Origin of the sequence: Microbulbifer elongatus (assembly GCF_021165935.1) — a bacterium.
GTDB lineage: Bacteria > Pseudomonadota > Gammaproteobacteria > Pseudomonadales > Cellvibrionaceae > Microbulbifer > Microbulbifer elongatus.
Map to the genome: position 1 here is coordinate 3,572,905 of NZ_CP088953.1, position 13,967 is coordinate 3,586,871.

12 protein-coding genes are annotated in these 13,967 nt (G+C 51.2%); 3 read left to right on the forward strand and 9 right to left on the reverse strand.

Features of this window, described 5'->3' with window-relative positions:
- Positions 1-63 precede the first annotated feature (63 nt).
- A complete protein-coding gene (locus tag LRR79_RS14785) occupies positions 64-1,512 on the reverse strand; it encodes a catalase (protein ID WP_231757942.1) in 1,449 nt (482 codons plus the stop codon).
- Positions 1,513-2,867: 1,355 nt separating this feature from the next.
- Here LRR79_RS14785 and LRR79_RS14790 point away from each other — a divergent pair.
- Entirely contained in the window at positions 2,868-3,830 is a 963-nt protein-coding gene (locus LRR79_RS14790; protein ID WP_231757943.1) for an IS30 family transposase, read from the forward strand.
- A 28-nt stretch (positions 3,831-3,858) separates the two neighbouring features.
- On the opposite strand, the gene LRR79_RS14795 is transcribed toward LRR79_RS14790, so the two are convergent.
- The 3 genes from LRR79_RS14795 to LRR79_RS14805 form a co-directional block, all read right to left on the reverse strand.
- A complete protein-coding gene (locus tag LRR79_RS14795) occupies positions 3,859-4,266 on the reverse strand; it encodes a hypothetical protein (RefSeq protein ID WP_231757944.1) in 408 nt (135 codons plus the stop codon).
- A 122-nt stretch (positions 4,267-4,388) separates the two neighbouring features.
- On the reverse strand, positions 4,389-4,778 hold the full coding sequence (locus tag LRR79_RS14800; protein WP_231757945.1) for a hypothetical protein: 390 nt from the start codon (positions 4,776-4,778) through the stop codon (positions 4,389-4,391).
- A gap of 168 nt (positions 4,779-4,946) precedes the next feature.
- Positions 4,947-6,503: an IS1182 family transposase gene (locus tag LRR79_RS14805; RefSeq protein WP_456085661.1), complete on the reverse strand. Its 1,557-nt coding sequence runs from the start codon at positions 6,501-6,503 to the stop codon at positions 4,947-4,949.
- A 660-nt stretch (positions 6,504-7,163) separates the two neighbouring features.
- Here LRR79_RS14805 and LRR79_RS14810 point away from each other — a divergent pair.
- Entirely contained in the window at positions 7,164-7,409 is a 246-nt protein-coding gene (locus LRR79_RS14810) for a type II toxin-antitoxin system CcdA family antitoxin (protein ID WP_231757947.1), read from the forward strand.
- Positions 7,409-7,726 carry a CcdB family protein gene (locus LRR79_RS14815; protein WP_231757948.1) on the forward strand — a complete coding sequence of 106 codons (318 nt, stop codon included), beginning with the start codon at positions 7,409-7,411 and terminating at the stop codon, positions 7,724-7,726. The genes LRR79_RS14810 and LRR79_RS14815 overlap by 1 nt, the downstream gene beginning before the upstream one ends.
- A gap of 108 nt (positions 7,727-7,834) precedes the next feature.
- Here LRR79_RS14815 and LRR79_RS14820 read toward each other — a convergent pair whose 3' ends face one another.
- The 5 genes from LRR79_RS14820 to odhB all read right to left on the reverse strand — a co-directional run bounded on the left by LRR79_RS14820 (position 7,835) and on the right by odhB (position 13,933).
- Positions 7,835-8,509: an alpha/beta fold hydrolase gene (locus tag LRR79_RS14820; RefSeq protein WP_231757949.1), complete on the reverse strand. Its 675-nt coding sequence runs from the start codon at positions 8,507-8,509 to the stop codon at positions 7,835-7,837.
- Positions 8,510-8,920: 411 nt separating this feature from the next.
- A complete protein-coding gene (gene sucD / locus LRR79_RS14825; protein WP_231757950.1) occupies positions 8,921-9,793 on the reverse strand; it encodes a succinate--CoA ligase subunit alpha in 873 nt (290 codons plus the stop codon).
- Positions 9,794-9,795: 2 nt separating this feature from the next.
- On the reverse strand, positions 9,796-10,962 hold the full coding sequence (gene sucC / locus LRR79_RS14830) for an ADP-forming succinate--CoA ligase subunit beta (RefSeq protein ID WP_231757951.1): 1,167 nt from the start codon (positions 10,960-10,962) through the stop codon (positions 9,796-9,798).
- Between the two features lie 152 nt (positions 10,963-11,114).
- Positions 11,115-12,557 carry a dihydrolipoyl dehydrogenase gene (gene lpdA / locus LRR79_RS14835; protein ID WP_231757952.1) on the reverse strand — a complete coding sequence of 481 codons (1,443 nt, stop codon included), beginning with the start codon at positions 12,555-12,557 and terminating at the stop codon, positions 11,115-11,117.
- 173 nt (positions 12,558-12,730) lie between these two features.
- The gene (gene odhB, locus LRR79_RS14840; RefSeq protein WP_231757953.1) at positions 12,731-13,933 is read right to left on the reverse strand and encodes a 2-oxoglutarate dehydrogenase complex dihydrolipoyllysine-residue succinyltransferase; all 1,203 of its coding nucleotides are present in this window, start codon (positions 13,931-13,933) and stop codon (positions 12,731-12,733) included.
- Positions 13,934-13,967: the final 34 nt, after the last annotated feature.

Sequence of the window (13,967 nt, forward strand, 5' to 3'; positions counted from 1 at the left end):
AAAGCCTGGTAGCCGGGTTTAGCCCGGCGGAAAAACAGAGGGCCCGCTGCGCGGGCCCCTTGATCAACTACCTTTCACGCCCTTTTCGATACGGTCGCCAATGTCCTTGTCGATATTGCGCCAGTATTCGAAAGCGCGCTTCAGAACTTCGTCAGAAACGCCCGCGGAAAGGTGCCCGACAGCGTTGGAGACCAGCCGCTCGCGCTCTTCATCGCTCATTACCTCGCGCACCAGAGCACCCGGCTGCACAAAGTCATCGTCCTCCGGGTGCGGGGTGTAGGCGGCGTGCATAAACTCCCCGCTGGTCTCCCACTTTTCGGTATAGGTGTGATTTGCACTGGGGCCACCTTTGCTATTCGGGGCATACACTGGATCCGTCACATTGTCGACCCGCAGCGCGCCATCCTTACTGTAACTGTGGACCGGGCATCTCGGGCGATTCACCGGGATCTGCTTGTAGTTGACCCCCATACGCGCACGGTGCGCGTCGGCATAGGAAAATACCCGCGCCTGCAGCATTTTGTCCGGGCTGAAACCGATCCCAGGCACCACGTTGTTAGGCTCAAATGCGGCCTGCTCGATCTCCGTGTGAAAATCCGTCGGGTTGCGATCCAGTACTAGCTTGCCCACTTCCTGTAACGGGTAATCCCCATGGGGCCAAACCTTGGTCAAATCGAAGGGATTAAAACGGTAATTCTTCGCCTCCTCATAGGGCATGACCTGCACGTGCAGTGTCCAGCTGGGATGATCCCCCTTGGCGATCGAATCGAAAAGATCGCGGCGGTGGGCATCGGAATCCTGGCCGGCGATGCGGTCCGCCTCTTCCTGAGTGAGCGACTCGACCCCCTGATCCGACTTGAAATGATATTTCACCCAGAAGCGCTCGCCCTTGGCATTGACCCACATATAGGTATGGCTGGAATAACCATTCATATGCCGGTACGTCTTGGGAATACCGCGATCCCCCATCAGCCAGCTCACCTGGTGCGCGGACTCTGGTGACAGGGTCCAGAAGTCCCACTGCATATCGTGGTCGCGCAGGCCATTATCAGCGCGTCGCTTCTGCGAACGGATAAAGTGCTGGAATTTCATCGGGTCGCGGATAAAGAACACTGGTGTATTGTTGCCTACCAGATCGTAGTTACCCTCGGACGTATAAAACTTCAGAGCAAAACCCCGGGGGTCACGCCAGGTATCCGGGCTACCCTTTTCCCCGGCGACCGTGGAAAACCGGATCAATGTGTCGGTTTTCGTACCGGGCTGAAACACCGCCGCCTTGGTGTAGGCGCTGACGTCTTTGGTAACGGTAAAGTGCCCAAAGGCACCGGAACCCTTGGCGTGAGGCTGACGCTCAGGAATATGCTCGCGGTTGAAGTTCGCCATCTGCTCGATCAGGTAGTGATCCTGCAGAATGATAGGGCCGTCGGGGCCCACCGTCAGTGAATGCTCATCACTGGCTACCGGAATACCGGCATCGTTGGTTGTGCGTTGCGAGTCGTCTTTTTTCACCATTTAGTCCTCTGTTTATCTTTCCGAGTGACCCCGGCGACATTTGCGGGATTCACCTAAAATCACAGAAAACCATAGTGCACTCACGTAAGCAGAACCGCCTTCGAAGCAGTTCCACAACACATTTAGGCGCCGATTGGCACTTGACCACCGCGCTGCGCCGCCTCCCCTGGCGAGCCGCAATACTACCGCTCCGCCACTGTATTGAATCTACACATTACTGTCATGGCGATACTCAGCCTGGGCACGCACGAAGTATTGATGTACTCCGCGAAAAACGTTGACACCTTTTTTAACAGGTTAATCTCGTATCTTAACTTCCAGGAATTGCCCTCTCACCACTTGACTTGCGAAAGCTAATTTTATTGCTGGGCCATCCTCCCAATAGTCTCACTTCATCCGCGACAACGTGTATAAAGCGGGACGTGCCGAGGAGGGCAGAAGGCCCAAAGTAAATTACCCGGTCTTGCATGGTTTAGTTGTCACATTGCAATGGCAAGCGAGCGACTCCTTTCAACACCACTGAGAATATAATCGGTAGCACCAACACGAAAACAGCACTATTTTCCAGAAAGTCCGCGATGCCCACCGCACCCCAGAATGGAATCTGCAAGTATAAATATAAGTAAAATCCGTACTTCAGCGGTACAAAGCACTTAGCACCACAGCTTTCACATTGTGCAGGAGACAACTTTAATGGCACAGTGAATTTGGCACCCTGACTCAGAGCCATAGTCACTTGTTAGCACCTTTGATAGGGCTCAAGCGGCCCAATGCAATCATAATATTGTTCCCAAAAATGATCCTTTTCGTATCGTATAATGGATGGTAATACTTTTTTATAATTTCTATCAGATAAATCAAAGACCAGATTTAAGGAAAAGCTATTTTCGTACTCGGACAGCGCTATATCTAGCGATCCGCCCTCCGGATCTAGCTTGCCGACCATGTTAACTGCTGGGCTATTGTTTAGCCACGGACGGGACATCGGCTTAACCTCACCTGCCCGATAGAGTTTCACGCTCACAGTTTCATTATTACTCAAGGATACTTCTAATCGGTTTCCAGACTCACTCTCCCAAAGGCCACAATATTTTTCAATATATGAGTTCATCGCGTGATCTCGAGTGATTTTTAAGTGCTAACGCCCAGCGCAGGCGCAGCCAACGCGGAGCGCCTTTTGTGTTAATGTTTGAGCGACAGCGAGTAACACAAAAGGTGCGTAGCGTTGGCTGTCGCTCTGCCGCTGTTTGTTATGTGTCCCGGATTCATATACTAACCGCGACACATTACCTAAAACTGGAGGTGATCTGCGATACTAGGGGCATTTTACTCCCGCCAAGAAGTGAATTGCACCAATGAAGTATCAACAGATCACCAGAGAAGAAAGATACACGATTGCGGCCTATCGTGCACAAGGTCTTTCCGTCAGCCATATTGCCGAGTTGACTGGACGCCACAGGAGTACTCTCTATAGGGAGTTCCAACGTAACAGCTGCCACCGAACAGATGGCGGTTATAGACCGAGCAAGGCCGACAGTCGTACTCGAGGGCGACGTAGACGATCACGTCGTAATAGGCACTACTCTGAACGCCACTTTAAACTTGTGCGAGCGTTACTTCGGAAAAAGTACAGCCCAGAGCAAATAGTCGGTTATATACGCAGACATAAATTGATGAAACGCCGGTTAAGCCACGAAACTATCTACCAGTATATCTGGAGAAATAAGAAGAATGGCGGCAATTTATGGACGCATTTACGCCAAGCCTCAAAGCAGCGTCGAAAGCGCTACAAAGCCTATGACAGCAGGGGGCGACTTGCGGATAAACGGCACATCACAGACCGACCTAAAAGTGTTGAGGGCAGGCGTTACAAGGGCCATTGGGAAATTGACACTGTTCACGGCCGGGGCAGCAACCACTGCATTGTTACATTGCTGGAGCGTAAAACGGGGTTTGTCATGATTGGAAAGCTCAAAAATAAATCAACCTATGAGCTGAACAAAAAAACTGTACGGTTAATTAACCGTGATCCGAGAAATATTAAAACTATAACCGCTGACAATGGTACTGAATTCCACCAATATAAGAAGATTGAAGACTGCTGTGCAGTAAAATTCTATTTTGCCACCCCGTACCACTCCTGGGAGCGAGGAAGCAATGAGCATGTCAATGGATTAATCAGACAATATCTTCCGAAGAATCAAAGCATGGAAGACATTACGCAGCAGCAATGTGACGCTATTGCAATGAAATTAAATAGCCGCCCCAGAAAACGGTTCGGCTACAAAACCCCAGAAGAGATGTACTATGGAAGATAACAGTTATTGTCGCGGTTCAAACTTGATACTAGGCGTGCTGGAGGAGGTTCACGCGAATTACGTCTTTGTGGACCCCGTAGACCAGTACAATACCGAGTTTTTCATTGAAATAGTGGGCCATAATTCCGTTACTCAACCTCAGCTCCCAATCCTTCAGATTTCCGTACCTAGCAAGATATAGTTGTAATTTTCTTGCCTTTCCTTTCGCCCAAAACCTGCCAATTGGATCGTTGTACCAAACCGAAGAAACTATGCCACTTTTCACATAAATTGCGACATCAAACTGAGCAGTATTTACACGATACGAAATCTCACTATCAGAACTCTCTTCGACTAGAGATCCTAGTTCCGAAATAACTGCGATACCATCATTAATAGGTTGCCCGAGATCAATTTTTGGACTTAATAGTTTCTTTGGCCAAATTGAGTTAATCATGTTGTATCGCATAACGCCCAGCGCAGGCGCAGCCAGCGCGGAGAACCTTTTGTGTTAATGTTTGAGCGCCAGCGAGTAACACAAAAGGTGCGTAGCGTTGGCTGTCGCTCTGCCGCTGATTGTTATGTGTTTTCTTGGCACTCACTTGCAGCGATGACCTCTTGCTCTTGATATGGCATATAGCCATTTTTCAGGAAATAAATTGCTAAACTTCCATACAAGAAAAACAATCCTATCGAGTTTGGCCATGGTCCGTCATTGAATAATACTTCATATGCAACCCAACCTAGAAAACAAAGTACGAAGACAGCCAAAACATAATTACAGGCTTTCATGAACGGGCCAGTGCTGCGCTTTCGCCACTTGAGGAGGAATAGAGCTGGGAATCCGATATACATCATAAATGCGGAAACTCCGGCCGCCCAATTAGGCCCTAAAAACGGATGCAAAGCCCAATATAAGGGGAAAAATAGTACAACCGAAGCAATGCCAATTAATAGAAGTCTCATCACTTACTACACATAACGAGCCTGTAGAAAAACGACTCTCACAATCGCTCTCTCTTGGCTGCTTTCAATTGACATTTCTTGATCACAATTCAATCACACATCTTTAACATAATCACGCTTGTGTGTATTTTTCGCATATTTCGGCGACACAAGTGTGGATAACCCTGCTAATCAGTGGATAGCGCCGTAATTCATCAACTTCTCGATGTTGTGCACCAGACAAAACATCTGCCATTGCCCCTGCACCTTGCGTTTGCCACGCAACGAGAAGCGATTTAATCGCTTGTTGGTACCGATATTGCCAAAGACCGGCTCCACCACCGACATGCGATGACTGTAAATCGTTTTCCCTTCCAGGCTATCGATCCGCTTCTTCATCCAGTCCATTGCGGTTTTTCCATTGGTCCAGGTAAAGGACACCTGTCGGCCGTGGCCGTCTCGGGTATCGGCCGAAGCCGGGTTACGCATGCACTGGTGTTTAATTGGGCAGTGGCGACAATCCGTCAGCCGACCTTCAAAGAAGAGCTTTCGCTTTCCTGCACTGACGTGCTCTTCTCGATAGAGCAACATTTCATTGCCAGCGGGGCAGATACAGGTCTTGCTTCTTTTATTAAGCTTGAACTCGCTCGCAGGAATCACCTGCTTAACGCCCTTTACGGTATCTCGATGACGCTTGCCATGTTTCTCTTTTTGCTTAGCAAACGCCTTGTCGCGGGAGCGGAACTGGTTATCGGGGATGTAAGCGTTGATACCTTCGCCTCTCAGCAACGCATTATTGTCCTCACTGGAAAACCCGGTATCCGCGGTGACAATCACCTGCTCCGCAAGAATGTCCTCGGCGATGCCGGCATTCCGATAGCGCGTATTAATGCCATCGAGAATTGGCTTTAATGTGTGGGTTTCCTGCCCCTCACCAAAGGCCTGCGCCTCGACAATAATCTGGTGTTTCTTGTCCACCGCCGCGACACCGTTGTACCCCTGGATGGTACCTTTGCTGGTGGTCATCTTGGCCGACTCGTTGTCGGTGATGTTACTTTTGACTTCTTTCGGCTTCTTACCCTGCCCCATCCTTGGGGCTTGCGTCTTTAGGAAGTTGTCAATCTTTTCAAAGTGCTTCTCCAAGGTTTTATTCGCCTGCTCCAGACGCTGCTTCCGCTCCCGTTCGGCGGGCTTCCTTCCATCCAGCTTCTTATGTTCCGATAGACAATGACGGATCTTCTTGCGGATCTTTGCCTGCTTTTCCTCGAGCTCTTTAAAAGTTCCAGAGTGTGACTTGCTGGCATTCGACGACATCTTGCAGCCATCAATGGCAAAGAGTTCATTACCCAAAAGACCTTCCTGGTCGCAAACCATCAGCACCTGCTCGAAGACAGACTGTATGGCATCGGGATAACTACTCACAAAGCTGGCAATACTGGTGAAGTGCGGCACGCTGTCACAGGACAGAGCTTTGAACAGTATATTATGCTCACACTGCCATTGGATCTCCCGGCTGGACGTGATGCCTTTGGAGTAAGCGAACAGGATAATCTTCAAGAGAATAGCCGGATCATATGCAGACCGACCACCATCTTCATTCTTATACTTGTCGTAGAAAGCGGAAAGATTGATACGGTTGTCGATCAGGTGATGCAGCGTGTACTCGAAGGTATTCGGCTGCAATTGATCTTCGAAATTGATTACAACCATTGTGTCCTGGCTGTAATTATAGGGCTTGAAGTTAGGCATGACGGGATCTCGAAACCGGGCCCGCAGATTTTATCAAAATCCACTAGGTTTTAAGAGTTTTTCTACAGCCTGAACGCCGCCAGCAGGGGCAGCTTACTTTGGGCGCTTTATTGCGCAAAAATGGGAGCGCAGCGACCGCGCAATAAAGTGGCCAAAGTAAGCTGTCCCGCGGAGGGCCGCAGGCCCGGAGCGTACTGCCTGGCCTGGTTATGGCTGACGCGCTCCGGAATACCTAATGGCACTTTGGCAACGCTGCCCGCCGAACTATTGAAAGAAGTCCGAACCTTCTCTCAACCAAAAACTTTCTTACTTGCACTCCACGATACTGCAGCGGACTGCCCTATTCTACCGCAACAGAGCGAACACTCTAGGAACGGAACTGCTTGAATAGCACCTTGGCAAAATGCCAAATACTGGATGCCAAAACAGTGCCGGAAATTATCTGCCGGCACAAACAACAATTTTTATGACACGGCACCATAACGCCCAGCGCAGGCGCAGCCAGCGCGGAGCGCATTTTGTGTTAATGTTTGAGCGCCAGCGAGTAACACAAAAGGTGCGTAGCGTTGGCTGTCGCTCTGCCGCTGATTGTTAAATGCATTTGCCACGAAAGGGCTATGCGCATAAACTATGCACATGACCAATGCGAGGACTGTGACCATGAAGTCAATTTATGACCATTCAGCGGCCAAGAAACCTACAAACCTTAGCCTAAACAAAGACTTACTCACTAAGGCAAAGCAGCTAAATATCAACCTTTCCGCAACGCTTGAGAAGGCTTTGGCTGTCGAGGTCAGTAAACGACAGGCTGAAGAATGGCTAAAAGCCAATCATAAAGGCCTTGAAGCCTGCAATGAGTTCGTGGAAAAGAACGGCCTTTTCTCTGACGCATTCAGGGATTTCTAGTGAGCCAGTTTACCCTCTACGAAAACACAGATAAAACCACCAGAAAGGCCTATCCATATTTTTTGGATGTGCAAACTGACCTAATCTCTGTACTGAACTCCAGAATCGTGATTCCGGTAATTCCCGCTCAGAATCTGGAGAGAGAAGCGCCAGATCGTTTGTGCCCAATTTTTCAAATTGATAGCAACGAGTACGCACTACTTACACATCAGCTAACCAGTGCTCCGGCATCAATTTTGAAGCGCCCCGTCGAAAACCTAGAAACCTTTCGCGATGAAATTATAAACGCCATAGATTTTCTGATTACTGGCATTTAACGCCCAGCGCAGGCGCAGCCAGCGCGGAGCACCTTTTGTGTTAATGTTTGAGCGACAGCGAGTAACACAAAAGGTGCGTAGCGTTGGCTGTCGCTCTGCCGCTGTTTGTTACGTGGTTGTGGCACGGACTATGACTCTCGCACATGATTCCGGGGCCGTTTGAGCAATGAAATGTCCGCCTTCAACAGATTCGACACTTAGCTCGGGATATATATTACCCAAAACTTTGACTGCATCATATGCAACCAAGCGATCATTTGTTGGCCGGATATAAACTGCTGCGGTTGATTGTTGAACTTTCGGCTCATCAAGTTCAGCAATATTCAATAAACGCCGCTTTAGAGCGCTTGGCTTGACCTGTGTAATCGCTTGCCGAACTTGATCCATTAGCACCCTATTACCACGGCCGTCAAAACATAGCATTTTCATAAGCCAGTTTGGAAATAGATTTGGCTTAAGAAAATACTCTGGTAGGACGGCAGCAAGCTTTGCGAGCACTCCGGGGCATGAAACAAAGCTAGCTATAAAAACCACTTTCGAAACTCTGGCTCCGAGAATGCTGCATAATTCATATGCAATTCTTCCGGAATATGATTCTGCGACTACTAAAACGCTTGATGATCCAATTTTTTCAGCAATCTGCTCCGCTTGCTGGCGGTAGCTCACACCCTGTATTTCATTCAGGCAAATAACTTCTCGGTCGAATTCGCTAGGGATATTCAGAATTAGCTCATTAAAGAGCAATCCCGTTCCATCCATTCCTGGTAGAAATACAATTTTCAAAGTTTATTTACTATCACGTAACAGTTTTATTCATACGCCATAGGCTTTTGTTGCAGAAGCAATTGTTCCTCGGCACAGAAATCAACACCCCAACAAAAATAACCAAGAATCAATAACCTATAGAAACAGGCCATCACATTCATGCGAGCAAAAGAAGCCCATGGCTTTTGTTCTTGTTTTCCAAATGGCTTGTATGAAATACCCTAACCTTTTGTATATCAATGGTTTAGCCTATCTCATTCCCTGCACACAAGCCATAGGCTGCTGAACACAGGACTTTACCGTCCGCCGGAAGCAAGAATGTCAGTTTTGACACTAATTACACAGTTATTGATTCGCAAGACTTGTGGAGGGTAATTTCAGGCATAAAAAAAGCCGCCCGAAGGCGGCTTTTCAGAAAGGAATAGCTGATTACCAGCCAGTTACTTCCTTCAGTGCGTCGCCGATTTGCGCCAGGGAGCGTACGGTTTTAACACCGGCGTCTTCCAGAGCAGCAAATTTTTCGTCTGCGGTACCTTTACCACCGGAAATGATCGCACCGGCGTGGCCCATGCGCTTTCCGGGAGGTGCGGTTACACCCGCGATATAGGAAACCACCGGCTTGGTGACGTTTGCCTTGATGTAAGCAGCCGCTTCTTCTTCCGCGGAACCGCCGATCTCACCAATCATTACGATGGCTTCAGTCTGCGGGTCGTTCTGGAACATTTCCAGAATATCGATGAAGTTGGAACCCGGGATGGGGTCACCGCCAATGCCCACACAGGTGGACTGGCCGAAACCGTGGTCGGTAGTCTGCTTTACGGCTTCGTAAGTCAGAGTACCGGAGCGGGAAACGATGCCCACTTTGCCCGGCTTGTGGATGTGGCCCGGCATGATGCCGATTTTGCACTCACCGGGAGTGATCACGCCCGGGCAGTTCGGGCCAATCAGGCGCACGCCCAGCTCGTCACACTTAACCTTGGCATCCAGCATATCCATGGTAGGAATGCCTTCGGTGATGCACACGATCAGCTTGATGCCGCCGTTGGCTGCTTCCAGGATGGAATCCTTACAGAAAGGCGCCGGTACGTAGATAACAGACGCTTCTGCGCCAGTCGCTTCTACGGCTTCTTTCACGGTGTCGAATACTGGCAGGCCCAGGTGAGTCTGGCCGCCTTTGCCCGGGGTAACACCGCCGACCATTTTTGTACCGTACTCGATGGCTTGCTCGGAGTGGAAAGTACCCTGGGAGCCGGTGAAGCCCTGGCAGATGACTTTAGTATCTTTGTTAATCAGTACTGACATGATTATTTACCCTCCGCAGCTTTAACCACTTGCTCTGCCGCGTCGGTCAGGCTGGTGGCAGCGATGATGTTCAGGCCGCTGTCGCTCAGAACCTTGGCACCCAGGTCTGCGTTGTTACCTTCGAGGCGAACAACAACCGGGATAGTAACGCCAACTTCTTTCACTGCGCCGATTACGCCTTCCGCGATCATGTCGCAGCGTACGATGCCGCCGAAGATGTTGATCAGAACGGCTTTAACGTTGTCATCGGACAGGATGATTTTGAACGCTTCAACAACGCGCTCTTTAGTCGCGCCGCCGCCAACGTCCAGGAAGTTGGCAGGCTTGCCGCCGTGCAGGTTGACGATGTCCATGGTACCCATGGCCAGGCCAGCACCGTTCACCATGCAACCGATGTTGCCATCGAGGGCTACGTAGTTGAGGTCCCACTTGGCTGCGTGTGCTTCGCGCTCGTCTTCCTGAGACGGGTCGTGCATTTCACGCAGGTCCGGGTGACGGTACAGCGCATTGCTGTCGATTACGATCTTGGCGTCCAGGCAGTGCAGGTTCTTCTCTGGAGTGATTACCAGAGGGTTGATTTCCAGCAGGGCCAGGTCTTTTTCTTCAAACATTTTCGCCAGACCCAGGAAGATCTTGGTGAATTGTTTGATCTGGTCGCCTTCGAGGCCCAGTTTGAAGGCCAGCTCACGGCCCTGGTATGGCTGAGCGCCTACCAGCGGGTCGATGGTGGCTTTCAGGATTTTTTCCGGGGTCTCTTCCGCGACTTTCTCGATTTCAACACCGCCTTCGGTGGACGCCATGAAAACGATGCGACGAGTAGCGCGGTCAAGTACCGCACCCAGGTACAGTTCCTGGTCGATATCGGTGCAGCTTTCCACGAGGATGCGGGAAACCGGCTGGCCGTTTTCGTCTGTCTGATAAGTTACCAGGTTGTTACCCAGCCACTTCTTCGCAAATTCTTCAATTTCCGCTTTGGAATCTACCAGCTTTACGCCGCCCGCTTTACCGCGGCCACCAGCGTGTACCTGGGCTTTAACAACCCACTTGTCGCCGCCGATTTCGTCTGCTGCCGCTGCTGCCGCTGCCGGGGTTTCCGCTGCAATGCCTTTGGAAACCGGCAATCCGTATGCTGCAAACAGTTGTTTGCCCTGATACTCATGCAAGTTCATAGTCAATACCAATTCACATTTGAAATGTGTTTACCAATTTGCAGATTGCTCTGCACCTTTAGACAGAAGCCTGATTCTGCTTCATTACAAAATCAGCCCCCTGAAATGAATCCGGGGCGGAAACTGCTTTCCGCCCCGGTATAACGGGTCGCTTACTTGCGCTTTTTACGGTTGGCCATGTGAATGGCGTGACCGTTAACGGCGAGGGCCGCTTCCTTGACCGCTTCAGAGAAGGTCGGGTGACCGAATACGGTCATGCCGATGTCTTCCGCGCTGGAACCAAATTCCATGGCAATCGCTACCTGTTGCACCAGATCAGAGGCGCTCGGGCCTACGATGTGGGCACCCAGTACTCGATCGGTCTCAGCGTGGGCGATGATTTTCACCATGCCGCCGGACTCGTTTGCAGCAACTGCACGGCCAACCGCCAGGAACGGGAACACACCGACGTTATAGGGCTCGCCATCGGCTTTCACCTGCTCTTCGGTGCGGCCAACTGCGGCGATTTCCGGGTGGGTGTAGATCACGTTCGGGATCACGTCGTAGTTCATCATCGGCTTCTGACCGGCGATGCGCTCGGCAACCACCACGCCCTCTTCAGACGCTTTGTGGGCCAGCATCGGGCCGCGCACCACGTCACCGATCGCCCATACGCCCGGTGCAGAAGTCATGCAGAGGTCGTTGACGTAGATGAAACCACGCTCGTCCAGCTTTACACCGGCGTCTTCAGACAGCAGGCCTTCGGTGTACGGACGACGGCCCACACAGACGATCAGCTTGTCGAAGGTTTCGGTCTGTTCGTTGCCGTCTTTATCCTGATAGGTAACAACGACTTCTTTGCCTTTTACTTCACTGCCGGTAACGCGGCAGGAAAGGCGAATGTCGAGGCCCTGCTTCTTGAAGATTTTCTGAGATTCTTTGGCAATCTGCTGATCCATGATTGCCAGAAAGCTGTCCAGGGCTTCCAGAACAACCACGTCGGAGCCCAGGCGATTCCATACGGAGCCCAGTTCCAGGCCGATGACACCCGCGCCGATCACACCGAGACGCTTGGGCACTTCGGTGAATTCCAGTGCGCCGGTGGAGTCAACAATCACTTTGTTGTCCACAGGTGCCGGCGGGATATTTACTGGCACGGAGCCGGAAGCCAGAATCACATTCTCGGCTTCGTAAGTGGTGGTCTTGCCGTCTTTGTCGGTGACTTCCACTTTCTTGCCAGCCAGCAGCTTGCCGGTACCCTGGATCGAGGTCACCTTGTTGGCCATAAAGAGACCTGAGATGCCACCAGACATCTGCTTGACGACGCCTTCTTTGCGCTCGATCATTTTCTTGACGTCAATCTTTACCTTGCCGGTATCGATGCCGTGTACGTCGAGAGAGTCCTTGGCCTCGTGGTATTTCCAAGAGCTGTCCAGCAGCGCCTTGGAAGGAATACAGCCCACGTTCAGGCAGGTACCGCCATTCACGGTCTTGCCTTCTTGATTTACCCATTTTTCAACACAGGCAGTTTTCAGACCCAGCTGCGCTGCGCGGATTGCGGCCACATAACCACCGGGGCCGGAGCCGATTACAATTACGTCAAATTTTTCTGACATGGTCTGTTCCAAATTTGAGTGGATTCAACGTATGCGAATATTTCATCGCATAACCGGGGAGCTTCCCGGTATTCCCTGAGACGGTCTTGATGCCGTTGATGCCAGCGCGAGCGGCTGACTCATTTTTCATGGCGGCAGTCACAACTGCCGCCCTGTCTCCAAAATAGATCTGCTTATACTTCCAGCAGAATACGCGCAGGATCTTCGATCATTTCCTTGATCGCCACCAGGAAGCCCACCGCTTCCTTACCATCGATCAGACGGTGATCGTAAGACAGCGCCAGGTACATCATTGGCAGGATTTCTACCTTGCCGTCGACCGCCATCGGGCGCTCCTGGATTTTGTGCATACCCAGAATCGCCGTTTGCGGCGGATTCAGAATCGGGGTGGACAGCAAGGAACCAAACACACCACCGTTGGTGATGGTGAAGGTGCCACCGGTCACCTCTTCGATAGACAGCTTGCCATCGCGGGCACGTACGCCCAGATCACGGATATTGTTTTCCATGTCCGCCAAGCCCATGTTCTCTGCGTTGCGCAGAATGGGTACGACCAGACCTTTCGGAGAGGAAACCGCTACACCAATATCCTGGTAGCCGTGGTAAACGATGTCGTTACCGTCGATAGAGGCATTCACTGCAGAGTAACGCTTCAGCGCCTCTACCGCAGCCTTCACGAAGAAACCCATAAAGCCCAGGCGAGTACCGTTGTGGGTTTTCTCGAACAGGTCTTTGTAGTTCTTGCGCAGATCCATGATCGGCTTCATGTTCACTTCGTTGAAGGTCGTGAGCATGGCAGTGGACTGGGAGGCGTCAAGCAGGCGCTCGGCGATGCGTTTGCGCATGCGGGTCATAGGCACGCGCTTCTCAACGCGTTCACCTGCAGCGACTTCAACCTGAGCCGCGGCAGCCGGAGCACTTGCCGCGGGGGCGGAGCCGGCTTTCATCACGTCTTCTTTCAGAACGCGACCACCTTTACCAGTGCCTTCGACACCGGCCAGGTCTACACCTTTTTCTGCTGCCATTTTCTTGGCAGACGGCATGGCGATTTTCTCACCGCTGGCAGCCGGGGCTTCCGCGGCCGGTGCTTCGGCTGGAGCCGGTGCGGCTTCAGAGGAATCACCTGCGCTGCCGCCGGCACCTTCCTCAAATTTGGCGATAACTTCATTGGACAGAACGGTATCGCCCTCACCCTTGATAATTTCGCTAATGGCGCCGTCAGCCGGTGCCACAACTTCCAGCACAACTTTGTCGGTTTCAATATCCACGATCAGTTCATCGCGGGACACAGCTTCACCCGGTTGCTTGTGCCAGGTGGCGATAGTGCCGTCCTGAACAGATTCCGGGAATGTTGGCGCTTTAATCTCGATGGTCATTGTTCCTGTTTCCTGAGATTGTCTTGGGCGCCAG